Origin of the sequence: Parapedobacter tibetensis (genome assembly GCF_024704835.1) — a bacterium.
GTDB classification, from domain to species: Bacteria; Bacteroidota; Bacteroidia; order Sphingobacteriales; family Sphingobacteriaceae; genus Parapedobacter; species Parapedobacter tibetensis.
On record NZ_JAMXBE010000002.1, the window covers coordinates 23685 to 44310 of the forward strand.

Here is a 20626-nt window from a genome sequence, read left to right on the forward strand (position 1 = left end):
CCTTTATAGGGAGAAGCCCGCGCCTTTGCAACAGCTATTGGTGATATTCATTGATTGTGTTATTGCCCCTTTCTTGAATGAGTAACGAAAGCACTCGTTTTTTTGGTTTCGCAAATTTCTTTTGCTTATTGTTCTTACAATCTCCCATCTACCAATGCTCGATCTAAACAGGCTTTGGTATCAAAAATGATCCCATTACTGCACTTGATTTTTTTGTAATCGAATTTCAAAAATTCATTATGGGCCACAGCTACTACCACGGCATCATAGCGGATACTACCATTCAACTTAGTTAAGGTATTTACTCCATATTCGCGTTTTACCTCCTCCATATCTGCCCAAGGGTCGTAAATATCTACAGCTAAGCCAAATTGCACAAGTTCGTGATAAATATCCACTACTCGGGTATTACGCACGTCAGGGCAATTTTCCTTGAAGGTAACTCCGAGGATCAGCGCTTTTGCTCCCTTGATTTCTTGGTCTTTTGCGACGAGCAATTTGATGACTTTCTCGGCAACAAACGCACCCATGCGGTCATTGATGGCCCGTCCCGATAGAATTACTTGAGGATGGTAACCTAATACCTGTGCTTTATGGGCAAGGTAATAAGGGTCTACGCTGATGCAGTGTCCTCCAACCAAACCGGGTTTGAACGGTAAAAAATTCCATTTGGTTTCGGCGGCGGCGAGTACATCATGGGTATCGATACCCATACGATCGAACATTAGCGCTAACTCATTCATAAAGGAAATGTTGATATCCCGCTGGGCGTTCTCAATGGCCTTGGATGCTTCGGCGACCTTGATAGTAGGTGCTTTATGTGTCCCGGCCTCGATTATAGAGCAATAGAGGGCATCCACCCGGTTGGCAATTTCTGGAGTAGAGCCAGCGGTTACCTTCTTGATTTTGGTCAAGGTATTGATTTTGTCGCCGGGGCTTATGCGTTCGGGAGAATAACCGACAAAGAAATCTTTGTTGAATTTCAATCCAGATACTTTTTCCAATACCGGCACACAATCTTCTTCGGTACAGCCTGGATACACCGTTGATTCATAGATTACGACATCTCCGGATTTCAAAGTGGACCCCAGTATTTCTGAAGCTTCAGTTAGTGGACCTAGATCTGGAACCTTGAATTGATCAATGGGTGTAGGTACGGTGACGATATAGGTGTTGTAGCCGCGGAGGTCGTCGACATTGGACGAAAATGATAAGCCAACGCTTGTTGATTCGCTACTAGTCCGCTGATTGGTTGATTCGCCTTTTTCAGATTGCTTTGCGCCTTTCCGTTGTCCGTTGCGCTTGCTCGCCATGACGCTTCGGAGATCGTCTAAATTGGCTTCTTGGGTACGGTCTTTGCCCTGAACCAATTCTTCTACCCTTTTTGTATCGATATCAAAACCCAACACATCGTATTTTTTGCCAAAGGCAATGGCTAAAGGCAAGCCGACATATCCGAGCCCGATAATCGCGATTTTCGCATTCTGAACAACTTCACTTGTATTGCTTTTGCGCATCTAATGTATTATAATTCCTTTTTTGTCGTTCTGTTTTTCGCAGGCAAAATGCGAAAGTACTAAAACAAACCATAATGAGCAACAAAGGTACTCATTTTTTTTAGTTAGTCAACTTTTTACGAATTACACTTAGAAATTAAGATAATGGTGCTAAATTAGCTGTTTTACCACGAAGGAGCTCCAGTTGCCTAGTTGCCGTTAGCCGTAATGCCTTTGAAGTCTTAGGAAGGGTGGCAAACGCTTCCAGCTTATGAATATCTTCTGGGGTGCAACTACCTGTACTGAGAAAATCCACATACCCAGCTGCCAACATGCGTTCAGCCATGGTCATTGCCCGATAGCCATGCTTACCAATAATAGTGGTCAATCCAAGCTGGAAAAAGCAGCCCAGGTACCGTAGATACGCAATCGCGCGTATGCTGAGCTTCGCATATTGCTCGGGTTCACGCTGCATGATGATAGGCTGGTAGCCACGGGCACGTACTTCAAACAGCGGCCCTTTGAGCTCCCGCACGTGTTGTTTGCCAGCTATGCCAAGTAGTACATATTCCCCATATAAAGTTTCCAAGGGATGGCTTTTCACCCAGTGCTCAAACGCGTCATCGATAACATACGTGGGGATATAGGAAAGGTAGGAAGGAATGCCAGCTTGGTCAACGGCTTCACAAAGCTGCTGAAACACTCGACGGGCGGTCTGTAGCGCAGTAGGATGTTCGGTAGAAACCAACGAGGTGAATACAAAATGTTGGATACCCAATGCGGTCAGCCCACCTACCAGTTGTACCGTTGAAGCCAAATTTGATGTCCCCTCCGGTGTATCCGGAATAAGGTGTATACCCGTGTCAACGGTGGTTGCCCGGCTAATGGGAAACGGATGCCTTCTTTGGAGTAACTCAATCATCATCATTCGGGTTATAAACAGTTTATCACTATTATGTAATACTCCTTGGGATATCAGTACGGGCTCGTCAACAGTGGTTTTAACGGTATGCGCGGTTCTTGCTTGCGATCCAATACCTGGAATGGCGAATTGTTGCTAAGGTATTCCGGAACGATGGCCTTCATCTGTATAACCACATCATCCGTGAGCTGCTGTTGGCAGGCCGCCAATAGCCCAGATACCTGATCCATGACCTCCTCATAAGCATATTCCCGTACACGGGCAATGCTGATTTTTGTATGGTGAGTTGGCAAGACCTGCTCGGCATCGTTTAACAATTCTTCATACAGTTTTTCACCCTGTCGGAGCCCGGTGAAAACGATATCAATATCTTTGCCTGGTTTTAAACCCGCTAATAGGACCATCTTTTTAGCCAGGTTTACAATTTTGATCGGTTTACCCATGTCAAACACGAATATCTCCCCACCCTTGCCCATTGTTCCGGCCTCCAATACCAATTGAACGGCCTCCGGTATGGTCATGAAATAACGGCAAATCTCCGGATGGGTAACGGTAATGGGGCCACCGGCTTCAATCTGCTTGCGAAACCGGGGAATAACCGACCCGTTGGAACCCAATACATTCCCAAATCGGGTGGTGATAAAGCGCGTTCTCCCATTTTGGCTACTGGCGTCTAACGCCTGAGCATAAATCTCTGCAATGCGCTTGGAGGCCCCCATGACGTTGGTGGGGTTCACCGCCTTATCCGTTGAAATCATCACGAATTTCTCGACGTCATACACTACCGACAAGTCGGCTAACATCTGCGTACCGCCCACATTGGTCGTCACGGCTTCCTCCGGATGGTGCTCCATCATGGGCACATGCTTATACGCCGCAGCGTGAAACACCACCTCGGGGAGATAACTGGCAAAAAGCTGCTTCATGCGCGTGGCGTTGCAGATATCGCCGATGAACGGCGCCGCGATGTCGGCGGGGTGGGCTTCCTGCAGTTCCAACAGGAGCTCATGAAGGGCACTTTCCGCTTGGTCGCATAGGATGACCTTTTCCGGTTGGAAGGCCAAGACTTGGCGGGCAATTTCCGATCCGATGGAGCCTGCTGCACCCGTAATCAGCACCCGCTTTCCAATCAGGCTTTTCATCACTTCGCGGTTATTGATCACAATCGGCGGGCGCTCCAGCAAATCTTCGATCTGCAGGTCTTTCACCTGCTGGGGCTGGATGGTCCCAAATACCCATTCATTTACCGGCGGTACGGTAAGTACCTTGATACCGAGCCGCAAGCAGCGTTCGATAATGACCTTCTTATCCCGTTTACCCAAGTTCTCCTTAGCGAGGATGAGGTGCGTGATTCCATGTTTTTCCTTCAGATAGGGAAGATGCTTTACATGATAGACCTTGCGCTGCTCAATGGTGCTGTGCAAACGGCTGCGGGATTGGTCGACAAATGCCATGACCCGCATCCCCTGTTCGTGCAGGCTTTCCAGTGCTTTACGGATCATGACGGCGTTGTGATCCGTTCCATAGATAGCGGCTTTGGTTTTGCTATGGCCGTTTCCTCCGGAAAACACATGGTATAGTTCCTTGATGGATAAGCGCATGAGGATTAATAATAAGGTGCCTATCGCCCAATTAGCGAACAATAGGGCTCCCATTTTTCGAATGGTCACCCCCATCGACGGAAACGTGCCTACTTGGAGTGCAAGGCCCATCGTTATATTGATCAAGGCCGTGGTGGCCAGTATGCGGCCGATATCCGTGGTATTGGTATACCGCACCAAGCCCCTGTGCATGCGCATCAGGAACAGCACAGCGGCAGCAATGGGGATAAAGATCAACACGATGATTCCCGACTGAAAGAATAAAGTTAGGGAAAAATTCTGAGCGAACAACAAGGAAACCACGAGGGCAAAGGATAGTAGCAGGGTATCCACAAACAAGATGACCCATCGTGGGGCGGTTTTCAGGTTAGCAGCGTCAAAGTAGTTCATAACATTGCCTATAAATTTGTGATGTGATCGGGAGAGCAAATGATTTACTATTCAGTAACAAAAAAGTAGCCAATAGAATGCCTCATTCATTGTCTGCTAAAGCAAGCGATACCTGACCTATTTTAGCGACAGGTATCCCAAGTGTAGCTTGTAATAAAGTTACACTTAATCAGTTAAGGTACGATGTACCTGCTGTTATGAAAATATGAATGTTTCCCTCAATAGTTTCGCTCAACGCATTGTTTTTGATTTATCTCGATACGTTGTAGTAAAAAAAGCAATAGCTAGCACGTAAATTCTACTATTATGATAAATCTTAGTGTTGCTATAAAAGCAAAGATGATGCCATGATGAGAGAGGGGGTATGGGGGTATTGTTTTCGTTCGTCCTGATGATCGAAGCGATTGGCTCCCCATGCCTACTGCGCAACGTCGATCACAGACCAGCCTTGTGAGGGCGAAAAACATTGGGCCTATCGCCGCCTGAAAGAAAGCCGGTTTTTAATCCGATCCCAGAAGGTTTTGGGGACTTCGATGCCATAACCATAGCCGTAGCCATAACCATATCCGTACCCGTAGCCATTCTCTGCTTTGGCATCGTTCATGACCACCATCAAATTCCGGATTTTTTTGTGCTCATAAACATCTTTGACGATGTAAAGATTTTGCTTGAAGGTATAGTTATAACGGATCATGTACACCGTTAAATTTGCTTGGGCACTTAAGGTAAAGGCATCGGCTACCTGCCCTACGGGGGAGGTATCAATAATAACGTGGTCATACTGCTCCTTCAAGCCATCGAAAAGTTCCCGTATACGTGGACTCATTAAGAGCTCGGCAGGATTGGGTGGAATGGGCCCACATCCGACCACCGCCATCCCATCTACCAAACCGGAATCAAAGACGAGATCATCAACGGTCAAGGCGTAGTCTACCAAAAAGTTGGTGATGCCGGGTTTATTTGGGCTAAGGCCCAAATCTTTCAATAATTTGGGTTTACGGATATCAAATTCCAGCAGGACGACTTTCTTACCGGTAATCGCGAGGCTGGCCCCTAAATTAATACTGAAAAAGGTCTTGCCTTCCCCACTCATGCTGGAGGTTACCAGCATCACTCGGTTTTCACCCCCTCCGACGGCAAATTGCAGGTTCGTCCGGATCAATCGGAATAATTCGGCAATTTCGGTACGGGTAGACTTATTCACGACTAACACTTGTTCCTCGTCGCTATGACTCAGTTCACCCAAAATCGGTACATCGGCAACCTTGATCACCTCCTTGCTTGACTGGACCTTATCGTTGATCAGGTCTTTGGCATAAAGGGCTGCTACAGGCACGACTACCCCCATAATAAGCGCGAAGAGCATAATTAACATTTTCTTGGGCTTTACGGGCTCATCACCTACCATGGCCGCATCAATAACACGGGAATTACTCACATTGGATGCAAGGGAAATTGCCGATTCTTCCCGTTTTTGCAAGAGGTAGCCGTACAAGGCCTCTTTAATGCCTTGTTGGCGCTGGATCTCCAGTAAGTCCCGCTCTACCGTGGGTACCCGCTGGATGCGGCTCCGAAACTGACTGGTATTTCCCTTGAGGTTGTCACGCGTGATTTCCAGACTGCCCTTGATGTTACGCAGATTTTCCTGGATGTTGCTGCGTAGGTTGGCCAGTTGCTCATCCACCGTTTGCACCAACGGGCTGCCTTCCTGTGTGGTGCGCAAGAGGCGCTGCCGCTCCAACTGCAACTCATTGAAGCGGGCAATCAAACCTTGAAGCGTCACATCGGTAATCCCAAGTGCGCTGGGTACCAATTGGTTTTTATTGTCATCGCGCTGCAGGTACTCTTCAATGGAAGCCAGAACGCTCAATTGGGTTTCATATTCGGCTACTTTGCGGTTGTATTCACCGGCTTGTTCCAAGTATTGTTCGATTTCAGTGCTGGCGCCTGTAATCTCGTGTTCTCGTTTATAGCGTTCCACATCCCGCTCTACTTCGGAAAGTTCGGATACCAGTAACACTAACCGATCATCAATAAATCGAACAGTATTGGAAGCAAGTTGGTTTTTGTCTTCCAAGGTCTCCCGGTTATAAAGCTCAACCAGCTTATTGATGATATCAACCCCTTTTTGCTTCACCGGCTCCACGAGACTAATGGTGATCACACTGGCGTCTTTGTTGACTGGGTTAATGGAAAGATCCCGATTATAACGGTTGGCCATTTTGCGCATGTCATTGAAGACAATCCGTATGACTGTACCCTCCTCGATGGCTTGGCTGGCGGTTACGGTGAAATGGGCGTACGGGCGTTTAATCTCTGTCCCAAAGCCATATTCCTTAGGAGATTCATCCCCTTCCAGCAACTCAAAGCGATTCTGTCCTTTAATCCGAATTTTAAGGTCGGTTTCAAAGGCTACCGTATCGACTTGATTTACCGTCAACCGAAGGGGCAAATTTTCCCCATAGAGCTCGGTGGTTTTGACTGTGCCTTCTGCATAATAAGACACTTGTAATGATAATTCGGTGAGCACCCGCTGCATCAGGCCTTTGCTGTGTAATACTTCAATTTCATTGGCGATATTTTGGCCGGATTTGAAAATGTCCAGATCGGCAAAGGCACCCATATCGGCCGCGCCTCCACCCTTCTTGTCATCTTTGATTAGCAGCGTGCTGCTCACTTGGTACTCCGGGGTGGCATACCGTAGGTACAGAAAGGCCAATAACAGGCAGCACAGGACGGATATGCCAAACCAATGCCAATGCCGCAGGTAATTGAGTAATAAGGCCTTGATATCGATTTGTACTTCTTCTTGCTCCGGAGCGATCTTCGTATTCATCTATGCGAACTTAATGAGGTTATATGATACGCTGCAAAAACAAGCCCAATGCGGTGAGGCCGGAGAATACGGCCGTAAGTATACGGAGCGTCCGGTCGCCACTGGGATCGCGGTATTGGGTAGGTTCTACATACAACACGTCATTCTGGCGAAGGAAGAAATAGGGTGAATTGAGTGTCTCTTTGTCATTGAGGTTGAGCCGCACCAGGGTCCGCTGGCCTTCCGATTCACGGATGAGTAACACATTCTCCCGCTTTCCAAATTCGGTGAGATCACCGGCGAGCCCAAGGGCTTCAATAATGTTGATCCGCTCATTGGGTACCGTGAAAGTGGCCGGCCGTTTTACTTCACCCACTACGGTGATGCGGAAGTTTGAAAACCGGATATTGATGATGGGTTCTTTGACGTATTCGCCGACTAAACCTACCAATTTCACCCTCGCCTGATCACGGGTGAGTCCTTCTAGCTGAATTTGCCCGATGACCGGGAAACTGATGAACCCATCGGCATTGACTAAATAGCCTTCTCCGCTTACATTTCCCTCTTCAGCACTGCTGTACCGGCTTTCTTCGGCGGTTTGCAGGGTTCCGGCATTGAATAAGCGGTTGGTTTCGGGATTAAGGCTATTCACCTTGATCCGCAGGACATCCCCCGGTTGGATGGTGGGCTCTGCAATAGCCGGAATCGACGTATGGTAGATGGCGGTATCGGGCAGGTTATTGAAATAAACCATCTTCTGCCTTGAACCACATGAAGAAGCGAATAGAAGCACCATGACACTAATGATCAGCGTTGCGGGTGACCGACGTATAAGACGAGTATGCTGCATGGGAATGTGTTGTTTGCCAGCCAAAACTATTGGATTATGTCGTGAAAAATCATATGGGCATGGAAAGCGTTGTTTACATGCCTGTAAACCATAAATGTTGGCAAAAGTAACGTATTTCCTTTAAACAATTCAATTTAATTATCAGGTTCTATATGCTAGGATAACTTGTAAGGTGTTAATTGCTTGCTTAAAACTGGTTTTTTAATGCGTATTTATTGCGGCTTGCAGTGTGTTATTGTTCTCAAGGAGTTGCTCGTTGCGGAAATTCCCGGATTCCAATGCGTTGACTACCTGTTGCTCTACCGTAAATTTACGCAGGTGCCGCAGGTGCCGTTCGTGATGCAGGTCTGTGCCCAGGAAATCGACGAGGCCGGCTTGAAGTAACCAAGTGGCGGCCTGCTTTTCCTGCTTACCGTAGTAGCCTACCAACGAGAGCAAGTTCACCTGAAAAGCAAAACCTAGGGCCTTCAACTTTTCATATTCCTTCGGATTGCCCGTTAAGTAATGATATCGCTCTGGATGTGCCAATATGGGGGTATAGCCAGCGGTCAGCAGCTGGAACAAATACGTTTCAAGGTTTAACGGGCGATATAAGTAGGGGGTTTCAACCAAGACATACTGGGTGGCGCCATATGTCAGTAAACCTTGCTGCTTGATCAATGGGGCAAGGCCTTCATCCATCATATACTCAGCTGCATAATGGAGTTTGGGCAGTCCGGGATGGGCCAACAAATGAGCTTGCAGTTTCATGTAAGCCGCTTGGATGGTATCCCGGGTATTGGTATGGATGTCGGCCATGACGTGTGGTGTGCCGATGAGCGTCTCAAAGCCCATTTCGGCCAAACCCAGTATCAAGGTGAGGGAGGTTTGTTCGTTGGGGGCCCCGTCATCAATGCCGGGCAAAATATGTGAATGGATATCTACTTTCAACAGGTTCCCGATGGGAAACTGTACGGATTTTTTTTTGCTGAAAAAGAAAAACGCCATGTAACCTAAATTTTGTCTACTGTATTTATGCAACGAGTCATAACCAGAAAACGATACACGATGGTGGGGAAATATTCCCAATTAACCTAGTGATTCGTGTATTTATAACTTATTGAAACGGGTTGCTATCGACCAGTTTTCAACCTAATTCCTATTATAACAAATATGAAGCCATTTTTTACGATGTTTTGATAATCTCAGAGCAATCGATCTTAAACTCTTTCAATTATTTAACCAATCGCTCATGCTTTCCGTCGCTGCCGCGACAAGGCCTTACTTTTTTTCCGCAAAAAAGTAAGCAAAAAACTCGCCACTTGGATCTTTTGCTACTGTGGTAGTGCATCAACTTGCAAGCCGCAAAATCTCCTAGGTGGCATTAAAAGCTCTACGGAGGGTTTGTGCTAGTAATATGACCGACAAACCCCGATTTCCGTTTGATAATCTCATTTGACTTCCTGGTGTGCAATTACCCTGTAATCATATGGTAACACCAGAAATTAATGATCAGCGCTCATCCCGTTCATATAAGACCAATCCGTCACGCATCCGTGTGTCACGCAATGTAAACAGTACCTTTCGCATGATGAGTTCTTCAATCTTGGGCCCAAGTCGTTCGAGGTAATCAGCATTCAACGATTGGCCAACGATGGTCACTTCAATGGCGCCACTGTCACGACCTGCTGCATAATCGCCAATGAGGACTACCTGCTCCACATCGCCCATGCGATCGAGCACTTTTGTCACAATCGTGTCCAGCCCTAAGTACTTTCGAACGATGTCCTGCAACGAGCCAAATAGCGGGTGCTTGACGTTAGCCCGGTAGGAGACGCGGTTTTGCTCGGCTTGTTTTTCGAGGTAACCGGCTTCGGAGAGGTTATTGAGCTCCTTGCGGATGGCATTGGTGGATTCATTGAATTCTTCGGCCAATCCGCGCATGTGCCCCCGATTGGCCGCGTTGATAAAAAACTTAACCAGTAAACGCAGTCGCGTTTTGGAGGTGATGAGTGAATCGAGCATGTGTTTGCTTGCGAGTTGAGCAACAAAGGTACTCGTTTTTTTGGTTGATAGCAAGTTTGGTGATTATTGATTCCTGTTTGTTTTTAAAGGCATCAATGAACCCTCCTGCGTCGGGTTTCGCTGATTTGCAGAAAAATCGTACTTTTGCTTTTTAGAGAAACCACTAGTAGCCAGGGATGTTATCCAAAAAGACAAAATATGCCATTAAAGCACTGATTGTACTGGGCAAGAATTACGGCAATGAGCCGATGCAGATCCTGCGCATTGCTGAGGAGGAGCGCATTCCGAAGAAATTCCTGGAGCAGATTTTATTGGAAATGCGCAATGCCGGAATCTTGTACAGTAAAAAAGGTGCGGGCGGAGGATACGGCCTGAACAAGGCTCCTGAAGACATCCGGCTGTCACAGGTGATGCGATTGGTGGATGGCCCTATTGCTTTACTGCCCTGCGTAAGCCTTAATTTTTACCGGAGTTGCGACGAATGCAAGTCGGAAGAAGTATGCGGCATCCGCGATACTTTTATTGAGGTGCGTAATGCCATGCTGCAAATTCTCAACGACACCAGCATAGCGGATATCATCAATAAAGAAAAGCGACTGAGTTTGGAAGTTTGATTCGGGTCTACAGTTTAATCATATATATTCTTTCGGTTAAAAGAACAGTGTATTTAGGCATTATTTTTTGTCGAATTTGGCCATGTAATCTTCAAACGAGATATGGGCACCATCATCTGTTTTTTTTACAGCATCATACAAACGGATATCTTCTAACTCTTCAAGCTCTTCCAGAAGTGACTTAAATTCAGAATCACGTAACACAACCAGGCGATTACCGGCACTATCTGTAATGTATTGTGGTTTTAACGCAATCATTTTTTATGATATCTTTAATACAAAGATAGGTATTTAACTTCAAAAATTACAAGCCGCTAAGACTCACTTCGCGAGCAATGGTAGCATTTAAAACATTTTCACCCCCCTTGGTGTTTCCTTGTCGATGAAACCTATCTGGAAATGGATAGTCGGCATAGCGGCTGGCCTGATTATAATATCCTTAGTAAGTGCCTGGTACCTTGGTAGGCGTTTACAGCCTACCATAGAAACCAAGCTGAAGGAGGCCGTGATCCATGAAACCGATAGCCTCTATCAAATCACCTACGATACACTGGATTTTTCGCTGATCAGCGGCAATGCTTCGCTGAGAAACCTACGCTTAACCATGGACACGGCAGTGTATAGCCGGATGGAACGCGAACAGCGGGCGCCGGACGATACCTATGAAATCCATGCCGCTCACCTACGTATCAGGGGGCTTAGCTTGCTGAAAATGCTTATTTCCAAATCGCTTGATATTCATACAATCGTCATCGACACAACATCGGTAAGCCTGACTAATCGCTACCACCCATACAACGATACCCTAGCTAAAGACAGCGATTCAAGGTCGCTTTACCAGCGCATTTCCAAGGTGCTGAAGAAAGTGAACGTGAATCGGATCCAACTGAATAGCGGTCGGTTCGAATATGCGAAAGAAACGGATGCAACGCGCTTGGTTGTGCAGCATGCCGATATCGCCATACGGGATGTGCTGATCGATTCATTGTCGCAGTTTGATACGTCCCGATTTTACCATGCGCGGACCATCCAACTGGATGTGCCGGGTGTGGAGTTCATCAGGCCTGACAGCCTCTATTCCCTCCGTGTAGACCATCTGCAAGCGGCAACCGATACCCGACAGCTGCTGATCCATGGACTTACCTATGCATCACTGGTGAGTATGACGGAGTTTTACCGCCAGAAGAAAGTAGCCAAAGACATGGCAGCTATTTCCGTATCCAGCATCCGCTTGGCGGATATCGATTTGCAACGATGGGTAGACACCCAAACCATCGCGGCCGGGACGATGCATATCGACAGCGGCACGATCTCGATTGTCAAGGACTTGCTGTACCCTAAACTGGTTGAAAATAAGATTGGGAAGTCGCCACACCAGCATTTGCTAAATCTGAAGCAGCCCTTGGCCATCGATTCCGTACTACTGAATGGGCTGGATATTAGCTTTGCGGAGATTAGTGAAAAATACCGAAAAGGGGGGAAGGTTACGTTTGACCGAACGAGCGGGATAATCCGTAATTTGACAAACGATAGCCTATCGCTAGCGCAAGATAGCATGATGGTGCTTGATGTGACGACTCAGGTGATGAACGCAGGAAAGCTTTCGGTCGTGTTTAAATTTGACCTGCTGGACAAAGCGGGAGCTCACACCTATACGGTTAAGTTAGGCGCCATGGATGGAAGGGCATTTAACCGCATGCTCTCGCCATTAATGAATGCGGAGGTCGCCAGCGCTGATATGCAGGGGCTGAGCTTCAACATGAACGCGAATGATTACCGCACAAGCGGGACCTTACAGTTTGACTACCGCAACTTGAAACTGAATGTGCTTACCTCCAACGATGAAGGAGAGAAGTCGGCCAAAAAAGTGGTTTCTTTTTTGGTCAATCGATTCCTGATCAACGACAGCAATCCCGATGCGAATGGCGTATACCATTCGGCCAACATCGATTTTGAAAGGCCACCTACCTATTCGTTTTTCAAAATGATTTGGCAAACCTTGTTTGAGGGTATGAAGCAATGCATGGGCATGAGTAAGCAGGGAGAGGAGCGTTTACTCAATGCGGCGGATGGGGAGGGGTGAGATCAATCCCAAATTGCGTGGCTAACGCATGGAGGTCTTGCCATACGGCTGGGGCTAGGGGGATGCCTTGCGTTCTGCGTGTCGCCATGGCTAGATTTTCCGGTTCACCGGGGATGATCACTTGCTGATTTTCATCAATTCGCTTAGCATTTTTGAAGCGCGTAATCCATTGATCGATGTTTGTTTTGAAATCGGCCACGGGACGGAAACCGTCCACCCGCAGGGCTCCCACAAAATGCCCGATACCCTGACCGGGTTGGTCTGCTAGGGGTTGCAGGTAAGGCACGAAAGGGGGTACCCATGGTCCGTAGTTGGCACCCGACAATACCCCCGAAAGGATGTCTACAGTAGCCGATAGCCCGAAGCCTTTATGGCTGCTATGGGCGTAATCGCTCCCCAAGGGCAATAACACGCCGCCCTTTTTGAGGTCGGTAGGGTCGGTAGTTGCTTGTCCTTCGTTAGTGAGCACCCAGCCTTCCGGAATGGGTTTGCCCAATCGTTCGGCGACTTCCAGCTTGCCATTGGCTGCGGCCGATGTCGCCATATCGACCACCACGGGAGGGTATTGCCCGGCGGGGAATGCATAGCACATGGGATTGGTGCCTAATAGCCGCTCCGATGAAAATGTGGGGGCCACCAAGGGACTGGCATTGGTCATGGCGTAGCCGATCATATCCTGCTCCACCGCTTTGAGCGCATGGTAGGCGGCAATGCCAAAGTGGTTGGAATTTCGGATGGCCACCCATCCCGAGCCGTATTGGCGAGCTTTCGCCAGTGCGATGTCCATTGCATATGGAGCGACCACAAGACCCAGCCCTCCATCGCCATCCACGGTGGCGGTAGTGGGGGTTTCATGCACCACGCGGATCGCCGGCTTCGGGTTGAGTCGCCCTGTTGACGAAAGGCGCACATACCCACTGAGGCGCGCCACCCCATGCGAGTCGATACCCCGTAAATCAGCCGATAGGAGCACGTCCGTAGCTAAAACGGCATCATCCTCCGGACATCCGATGGATTTGAAGATGCTGTAGGTGAAATCGCGTAATTGTTGTTCGGGGATTGTCATTTTTTATTGCATTTTAGATTGCTTCGCTCCTCCTCATTGTCCTATGCTCTTGCTCGCAATGACGGTAAAGTTGTACTAACCCCCGCTCCTAGCCCGCTGCATCGGATTTGGTCCCGAGGAAGCTCCCCGAGCTGGGGCATTCCCTTGTTTGAATAGCTCAAACCGGGTGGGTGTATGCTTACGTGGCCAGTAATTGTTGTCCTCATCGATATCCGCGGTTTCGCTCAAGGGGTCGAGCCGCACAGCCTTGACTTCCTTGGTCTTGGCAAATACCTTGCTCACCTCGTATTCATTCATGCGCCAGATATAAGCGGGTATGCGTTCGATTTCCGTGCTGCCGTCAGCGAACGTCCATTCGATGATGATGGGCATGACCAATCCACCTTTATTGGAAAATTTCAGTTCATAGAAGTGGTATTTCCCATCAAAAAGCGCTTTTTCCTGTTCGTTTAACGATTGATAGTACCGTTCGAAGGCCTGTTTGTCTTCGGCTGTTAAAGCAAAGCGATCCCATTTGTTGTAAAAATCTTGCAAACTGGTATCAGCTTCCACGGCATAATTGGTGCCGGCGTCCAGGTTGCGTTGTCTTGAAATGGTATTGAGGTCTTCTTCAAACGCTGCTTTTGCCTCCTCTTGACTAACTTCTGGGGCTCCAGCAGGTTGGAAATGCTGCATGTCATCCAAGGCGATGTCTACGGGATCGATACCGAAAAACCAGCCCCGCCAAAACCAATCGAGGTCTACCGCCGACGCATCTTCCATGGTGCGGAAGAAATCGGCTGGGGTAGGGTGCTTGAAAGCCCAACGGCGGGCATATTCCTTGAAGGCATAGTCAAAAAGTTCCCTGCCCATCACCGTTTCGCGCAGGATGTTGAGGGCGGTAGCCGGTTTGGCATAGGCATTGGGGCCAAATTCAACAATGTTTTCCGAGTTGGTCATGATGGGCTCCAATTGATCTTTGGGGAGCTTCATGTAGTCGGCAATTTTGTGCGCTGGCCCACGCCTGGAGGGATAATCCTTGTCCCATTCCTGCTCGGCAAGGAATTGGCAGAAGGTGTTGAGCCCCTCATCCATCCATGTCCATTGACGCTCATCTGAATTAACGATCATGGGGAAGAAATTGTGCCCCACTTCGTGAATGATGACGCTGATCATCCCATATTTGGTCGCTTCCGTATAGGTGCCATCTTTATCGGCACGTCCGTAGTTAAAACAAATCATGGGGTATTCCATGCCGTTGGCCGCTTCTACCGAGATGGCCACGGGATAAGGGTAGGGGATGGTGTGCTTGGAATAGACCTTAAGCGTATGGGCCACTGCCTTGGTGGAGTAACGGCGATAGAGTGGATAGGCTTCAGGGCCGTAGTATGACATGGCCATGGGGGTATTGCCTGCTACACCATCTTTCACGCGCATGGCATCCCACACTAGGCGACGAGAGGAAACAAAGGCGAAATCCCGCACATTCTTGGCCTCGTACACCCACGTTTTTTTGGCTGTGGACTTATTCTGCATGGCCTGCTGCGCTTCCGCCAGCGTGACTACCTCCATGGGTTCATCCGCCTGTTGGGCCTGTTTCCACCGTTCGAGTTGTGCAGATGTGAGCATAGTCGTGTAATTATGGCATTCACCCGTGGCCCCTACGATGTGGTCCGCGGGCACGGTGATGTTGACTTTGAAGTCGCCGAATACCAGGGCAAACTCACCCCGGCCAGTGAATTGCTTGTTTTGCCAACCCTGGAAATCTGAATAGACCGCCATGCGTGGATACCATTGGGCGATGGTATAGATGTAATTCTTGTCTTCGGGGAAGTACTCATAGCCTCCACGTCCCCCTTCTTCCATCCGGTTGCTGATGTTGTATTGCCAGTCAATTTGAAGGACAAACTTGGCTCCCGGCTTCAACTGGGTAGGCAATTCGACCCGCATCATCGTGTAATTGATGGTATAGTCCAAGGGCTTGCCGCTGCCATCGGCTACCTTTCGAATGTTTACCCCAAAGTCTTTATCGCTTCCGATAATTTGCTGTAGTTGCCTGGGGGTTACACGTTCACTTAAGGAACTCCCATCAAATTTTTTGCTTTCAGCATCCGGCGCATGCTCATTTTCATCGAGTTGTATCCACAAGTAATTCAAGGGGTCGGGCGAATTATTGGTATACGTGATGGTTTCCGACCCTATAACCCGTTGGTTTTCGTCATCTACCTCCACATCGATGACATAATCGGCCTTCTGCTGCCAATATTGGTGTCCCGGGGCCCCGGAGGCCGTGCGGTACACATTGGGGTCGCTCAATATGGTGCCCAATTGTTCGAACTTATTGCCATGATTGGAACCGGGGTTGTTTTGAAGCTGCGCAGTTGCAGTGAAGGAAATGACAACCAAGAAGCTGCTAAGGAAGAGGGGTTGATGGTGTTTCATGTTTTACGTGCTTTTGCCGGGACGAAGTTAAGGACTTCAGATTTTTCCGGTAAAGTTAAATCTTTTGCTAATATAATGGAAACTTGAGGGGATAATTAAAATGGGGAGTTTTTTTGTACAAATGCTTTTTTGCTTTTACGCTATCTTTCTGCCCTCTTTCGCCGCGGAGGCGAAAGAGCGGAAAGACACTATTTCCCTTATATTCGCTCCAACGCCATCACCAACGCAATACCAAATATCGCCGCTGATAGGAAAAACGTCCAGTCGCGTTTGGATATGGAAAACATCCTAGTGCCAGCGAAAGACAGCAACAAGACGATGAAAACAATGGCCAGTTGGCCCAGTTCCAGCCCGACGTTGAAGGCAAACAGGGGGGTGGTAATGCTGCTCTCCTTGCCTAGTAAAGACCGTAAGTAATTAGAAAACCCCAATCCATGGATCAATCCGAAAAACAGGGCATAGCCATAGGTAAGCCAGTCGGTCTTTGCTGCTTTACGTTTCTTGACCACATTGCTGAAAGCGGTGATGACAATGGTAACCGGAATAAGAAACTCAATCAATGCGGTATTTACGCTGACAAGGTCAAAAACACTCAATGCTAAGGTAAGGGAATGGCCAATAGTGAATGCGGTAACCAACACGATTACCTTGCGCCAGTCCTTGATGAAATAGGTACAGCACAGTGCAATCACAAAAAGGATATGGTCGTAACCGGATAGATCCAGAATGTGTTGCAAGCCGAGCTCGAAATATATGCTGAAATCCTGCATGTTGGCTTTTTGTTGCTATATTCCTCTACAACTAAGTTTTCAATGGCAGCCGAGAAATCGATCAATTCTCCTTTATATGTAAAGCAATTATATTGCGTATAAAGGAGAATTTATCTAAGTTCGCAGCAATATTACATTTATTGTAGCTAAAACGCAACCGGTAACAAAAAAAATAGCGGTATATAGTTGCCGACATGTATGGAAACCTTATGCTGAGTATAATTACCAATGTCTTCTTGCTGATTTTCCATCCCTTTTACGTAAGTATCGCTGCGGTGGATTACAACGAAAAAGCACAAAGCGTGGAAGTGAGCTGCAGGATTTTCTATGATGACTTAGAGGATGCCCTTAAAGCTGGGGGAGGTAAACGGGTGGATCTGATTAACCCGACAGCGGCGGATAAGCGTGCGATGGATAGCTTACTTGCCGGTTATCTCCTTAAACACTTTAGGTTAGCGGTCAATGGTGAACAGGTGAACCTGCGATACCTGGGCTATGAAATTGAAGATGACGTAGCTTGGTGTTACCTGGAAGCGAATAACATTAGGCACATCGCGAACATCACCATCGATAATCGCATCCTTTTCGGGCAATTTCCCAAACAGAGCAATATCATGCACATTACGGCTAACGGGAAGCGCAAGAGCGCGAAGCTGGATAATCCGAAAAGTAGAGCTGTTTTTGAGTTTGCGGATTCGCTTGTTCGCTGATTCGTTAATCAAATTCATTTTCGTCAAAACCCCCATCAAAGAGGCTGCCCAACATATCTGAAAAACCGACTCCACCGTGGAAGTAAGATTTGTTGAGTTGAGAATGCTCGGCTAAGCCATGGAGCACAAACTCCATCAATAGGAGCTGTTGGCTCTCGGCAAGTTTGGGGTGTATCCTTTTGACCAATGCTTGCAAACTAGGCACCTTGAGCAGTTCCTTTTTATACTGGCTATCGTTAAGGTCATCTGAAAGGTCTACCGTATGGCCATCGCTAAACCAATCGATGATGGACTGGTATGGATTTTCCTTCTTGGATTTTTTGGCTTTTTCAGGATGCGGAAAATAATTGATAAACAAGGTCTTGATGGCCGATCCGATCAATCGATGCACCACATGCACCGGCCCTTCAAGCTCACCCTCATAAACCAATTCCACCTTGCCGGTGATGGCGGGGATGATGCCGGCAAAGTCCGCGAGTCGCGCCACTGTTTTCTTCTGGCCGTTGATGAGTTTCCGGCGTTCGGCGGCACTGACCAGATTTTCATAAGCGGAAATGGTGAGGCGCGCTGACACGCCCGACTTCTGGTCGACAAACTCACTCCTGCGAGCCTCAAAGGCGACCTGCTCCACCAAATCTTTCAACAGGCCGTCCACTTCAATAGTAGCCTGCTGCGCTGCACTGATACGTGATTCCTGGAACGTGATTTTTCTGGAAATATCAATGCTTTTGGGGTAATGCGTTAATATTTGGCTTTCAATGCGGTCTTTGAGTGGGGTAACGATGGCTCCACGGTTGGTATAATCCTCGGGATTGGCCGTGAAGACAAACTCGATATCAAGTGGCAGGCGGAGTTTGAAACCGCGGACTTGGATGTCTTTCTCTTGTAGGATATTGAAGAGTGCCACTTGAATACGCGCCTGTAAGTCTGGAAGCTCATTGATGACGAAGATGCCTCGGTGCGCCCGGGGGATGAGGCCGAAGTGGATAACCCGCTCATCGTTATAAGTCAATTTCAATGTAGCGGCCTTGATGGGGTCTACGTCGCCAATCAAGTCGGCCACGGTGACGTCTGGTGTAGCCAACTTTTCGGTATAGCGTTCCGAGCGGTGCAGCCAGGCGATGGGCGTGTCGTCTCCTTTGACGGCGATTTCTTGTTTTGCATACCAAGATATGGGGACGAGGGGATCATCAAGTAATTCGCTGCCGGCGACATAGGGTACATATTCATCCAGCAGCTCCACCATGAGGCGCGCGATGCGTGTTTTGGCCTGTCCACGCAAGCCCAGCAGTAGGATGTTGTGGCGTGATAGGATAGCTGTTTGCAACTCAGGGATTACGGTATCGTCATACCCCAAGATCCCTTGGAATCCGGCTTTGTTTTCTTGTAGGTGTTTGATGAGGTTGTCTCTAAGTTCTTCTTTTACGGAGCGGTGTTGGTATCCTGATTTCTTGAGTTCGCCTAAGGTATGGATGTTTATCATTTGTTATTTGCTGATTCGTTTATTCGTTTATTTGAACTTTGCTAATTCGTTTATTATTGATTTCCTGTTTGTTTTTAGAAACATCAATGGACCCTCCTACGTCGGGGTTTGTTTATTCGCTCCATTTGCGAACGGCGTATCCGCGGAAAGCGGATTGTAAAAAATCACCGCACCGTTTTCCTCCGATTACGGATATAATCCTCAAAAATGTATTCGCCCAATCCCTGTAGTGAGCTATAAAATGCTTTGCCACCATTGGTTTCCGTGAATTGGCGGACAAACTGCTGCAAGTAGGGGTCGCGGGCAATCATGAACGTGGTGATGGGGATATTGAGCCGTTTGCACTGCGCAGCCATATTCAAGGTCTTGTTGACCACTTTCCTGTCAAGCCCTACACTATTCTTATAGTAGCGGCCATTTTCCTTGAGGCAGGTAGGTTTGCCATCGGTGATCATGAAGATTTGCTTATTATGCGTTTTGCGCCTACGCAACAAATCTGCAGCGAGTTCCAGTCCCGCCAAGGTGTTGGTATGGTAAGGTCCCACCTGCAAGTAGGGAAGGTCCTTGATCGTGATGGGCCAGGCATCATTGCCAAACACGACGATATCCAACGTGTCTTTCGGATAGCGCGTGCTGATGAGCTCGGCCAGGGCCATGGCTACTTTCTTGGCCGGGGTAATGCGATCCTCGCCATAGAGGATCATGCTGTGTGAAATATCGATCATCAGCACGGTGGAGGTAAGCGTTTTATAATCACGTTCTTCCACTTCGAGGTCGCGCTCGGTAAGCGTGAAATTGCCGATCCCATGGTTTATCTGCGCATTGTGGATGGAGGCCGTCATGTCAATCTGATCGAGGCTATCGCCATATTGGTATTCACGGCGGTCGGCATTTTTCTCTTCGCCCAATCCTGAAAGGTTGCTACTGTGGTTGCCCCGCCCGCTTTTCCGCAGCTTCCCGAAAATCTCTTCCAGAGCCGATTGGCGGATAGCCTGCTCGCTTTTGGCTGTAATCCGGAATGCGCCATTGGCGGGATCATCACTCAGGTAGCCCTTGTCTTTAAGGTCCTGGATAAAATCGCCCATGCCGTAGTCATCGTTGGTAATATGGTATTGCTTATCCAATTCATTGAGCCAGGCCAATGCTTCCATGGCATCGCCCGCAGTATATTGGAGTAGCTCCATGAAAAGTTTCAAGAGCTCATCAAAACCACCATTGGGCAGCGCATTGGGGATGTATTTGGAAAAATGGAAACCACGCATACTGATAAAAATGTTAAGAGCCTATAAAAAATTTATTAGATGAATTTTAAACAGGCTCTAAGCCGAAGGTAATTATTTTATGGTAATAACTGGTTCAACTGGATGTCATTTTTTTAATGGCGCCAAGTGAAGATTTGAA

The 20626-nt window shown here is 47.9% G+C and carries 16 protein-coding genes; 3 read left to right on the top strand and 13 right to left on the bottom strand.

Features of this window, described 5'->3' with window-relative positions:
* Nucleotides 1–134: 134 nt before the first annotated feature.
* The 7 genes from NF543_RS02800 to NF543_RS02830 form a co-directional block, all read right to left on the bottom strand.
* Nucleotides 135–1517 carry a nucleotide sugar dehydrogenase gene (locus tag NF543_RS02800; RefSeq protein WP_257666579.1) on the bottom strand — a complete coding sequence of 461 codons (1383 nt, stop codon included), beginning with the start codon at nt 1515–1517 and terminating at the stop codon, nt 135–137.
* Nucleotides 1518–1653: 136 nt separating this feature from the next.
* Nucleotides 1654–2418, bottom strand: a complete 765-nt coding sequence (locus tag NF543_RS02805; RefSeq protein ID WP_257666580.1) for a CpsB/CapC family capsule biosynthesis tyrosine phosphatase — start codon at nt 2416–2418, stop codon at nt 1654–1656.
* Between the two features lie 53 nt (nt 2419–2471).
* Nucleotides 2472–4409: a polysaccharide biosynthesis protein gene (locus NF543_RS02810; protein ID WP_257666581.1), complete on the bottom strand. Its 1938-nt coding sequence runs from the start codon at nt 4407–4409 to the stop codon at nt 2472–2474.
* A 472-nt stretch (nt 4410–4881) separates the two neighbouring features.
* Nucleotides 4882–7245: a GumC family protein gene (locus tag NF543_RS02815; protein ID WP_257666582.1), complete on the bottom strand. Its 2364-nt coding sequence runs from the start codon at nt 7243–7245 to the stop codon at nt 4882–4884.
* A 19-nt stretch (nt 7246–7264) separates the two neighbouring features.
* Complete coding sequence (locus tag NF543_RS02820) at nt 7265–8074, bottom strand: polysaccharide biosynthesis/export family protein (protein WP_257666583.1); 810 nt, start codon at nt 8072–8074, stop codon at nt 7265–7267.
* A 201-nt stretch (nt 8075–8275) separates the two neighbouring features.
* Complete coding sequence (locus NF543_RS02825) at nt 8276–9061, bottom strand: tyrosine-protein phosphatase (RefSeq protein ID WP_257666584.1); 786 nt, start codon at nt 9059–9061, stop codon at nt 8276–8278.
* Between the two features lie 504 nt (nt 9062–9565).
* Nucleotides 9566–10078 carry a helix-turn-helix domain-containing protein gene (locus tag NF543_RS02830; protein ID WP_257666585.1) on the bottom strand — a complete coding sequence of 171 codons (513 nt, stop codon included), beginning with the start codon at nt 10076–10078 and terminating at the stop codon, nt 9566–9568.
* Nucleotides 10079–10254: 176 nt separating this feature from the next.
* On the opposite strand from NF543_RS02830, the gene NF543_RS02835 reads away from it, so the two are divergent.
* A complete protein-coding gene (locus NF543_RS02835; RefSeq protein ID WP_257666586.1) occupies nt 10255–10692 on the top strand; it encodes an RrF2 family transcriptional regulator in 438 nt (145 codons plus the stop codon).
* A 60-nt stretch (nt 10693–10752) separates the two neighbouring features.
* Here the strand turns inward: NF543_RS02835 and NF543_RS02840 are convergent, their stop codons facing one another.
* Entirely contained in the window at nt 10753–10950 is a 198-nt protein-coding gene (locus NF543_RS02840; RefSeq protein ID WP_257666587.1) for a hypothetical protein, read from the bottom strand.
* Nucleotides 10951–11074: 124 nt separating this feature from the next.
* On the opposite strand from NF543_RS02840, the gene NF543_RS02845 reads away from it, so the two are divergent.
* The gene (locus tag NF543_RS02845; protein WP_257666588.1) at nt 11075–12775 is read left to right on the top strand and encodes an AsmA family protein; all 1701 of its coding nucleotides are present in this window, start codon (nt 11075–11077) and stop codon (nt 12773–12775) included.
* Here the strand turns inward: NF543_RS02845 and NF543_RS02850 are convergent.
* The 3 genes from NF543_RS02850 to NF543_RS02860 form a co-directional block, all read right to left on the bottom strand.
* On the bottom strand, nt 12750–13841 hold the full coding sequence (locus NF543_RS02850; protein ID WP_257666589.1) for an Ldh family oxidoreductase: 1092 nt from the start codon (nt 13839–13841) through the stop codon (nt 12750–12752). The genes NF543_RS02845 and NF543_RS02850 overlap by 26 nt on opposite strands.
* 75 nt (nt 13842–13916) lie before the next feature.
* Nucleotides 13917–16262, bottom strand: coding sequence for a M1 family metallopeptidase (locus tag NF543_RS02855; protein ID WP_257666590.1), 2346 nt, complete (start codon nt 16260–16262; stop codon nt 13917–13919).
* 197 nt (nt 16263–16459) lie between these two features.
* On the bottom strand, nt 16460–17032 hold the full coding sequence (locus NF543_RS02860; protein WP_257666591.1) for a HupE/UreJ family protein: 573 nt from the start codon (nt 17030–17032) through the stop codon (nt 16460–16462).
* A 209-nt stretch (nt 17033–17241) separates the two neighbouring features.
* On the opposite strand from NF543_RS02860, the gene NF543_RS02865 reads away from it, so the two are divergent.
* The gene (locus NF543_RS02865) at nt 17242–17742 is read left to right on the top strand and encodes a DUF6702 family protein (RefSeq protein WP_257666592.1); all 501 of its coding nucleotides are present in this window, start codon (nt 17242–17244) and stop codon (nt 17740–17742) included.
* Between the two features lie 4 nt (nt 17743–17746).
* Here the strand turns inward: NF543_RS02865 and NF543_RS02870 are convergent, their stop codons facing one another.
* Together NF543_RS02870 and NF543_RS02875 are read right to left on the bottom strand one after the other, a co-directional pair.
* Nucleotides 17747–19225, bottom strand: a complete 1479-nt coding sequence (locus NF543_RS02870; RefSeq protein ID WP_257666593.1) for a sigma 54-interacting transcriptional regulator — start codon at nt 19223–19225, stop codon at nt 17747–17749.
* Nucleotides 19226–19389: 164 nt separating this feature from the next.
* The gene (locus NF543_RS02875) at nt 19390–20487 is read right to left on the bottom strand and encodes a vWA domain-containing protein (protein ID WP_257666594.1); all 1098 of its coding nucleotides are present in this window, start codon (nt 20485–20487) and stop codon (nt 19390–19392) included.
* Nucleotides 20488–20626 lie beyond the last annotated feature (139 nt).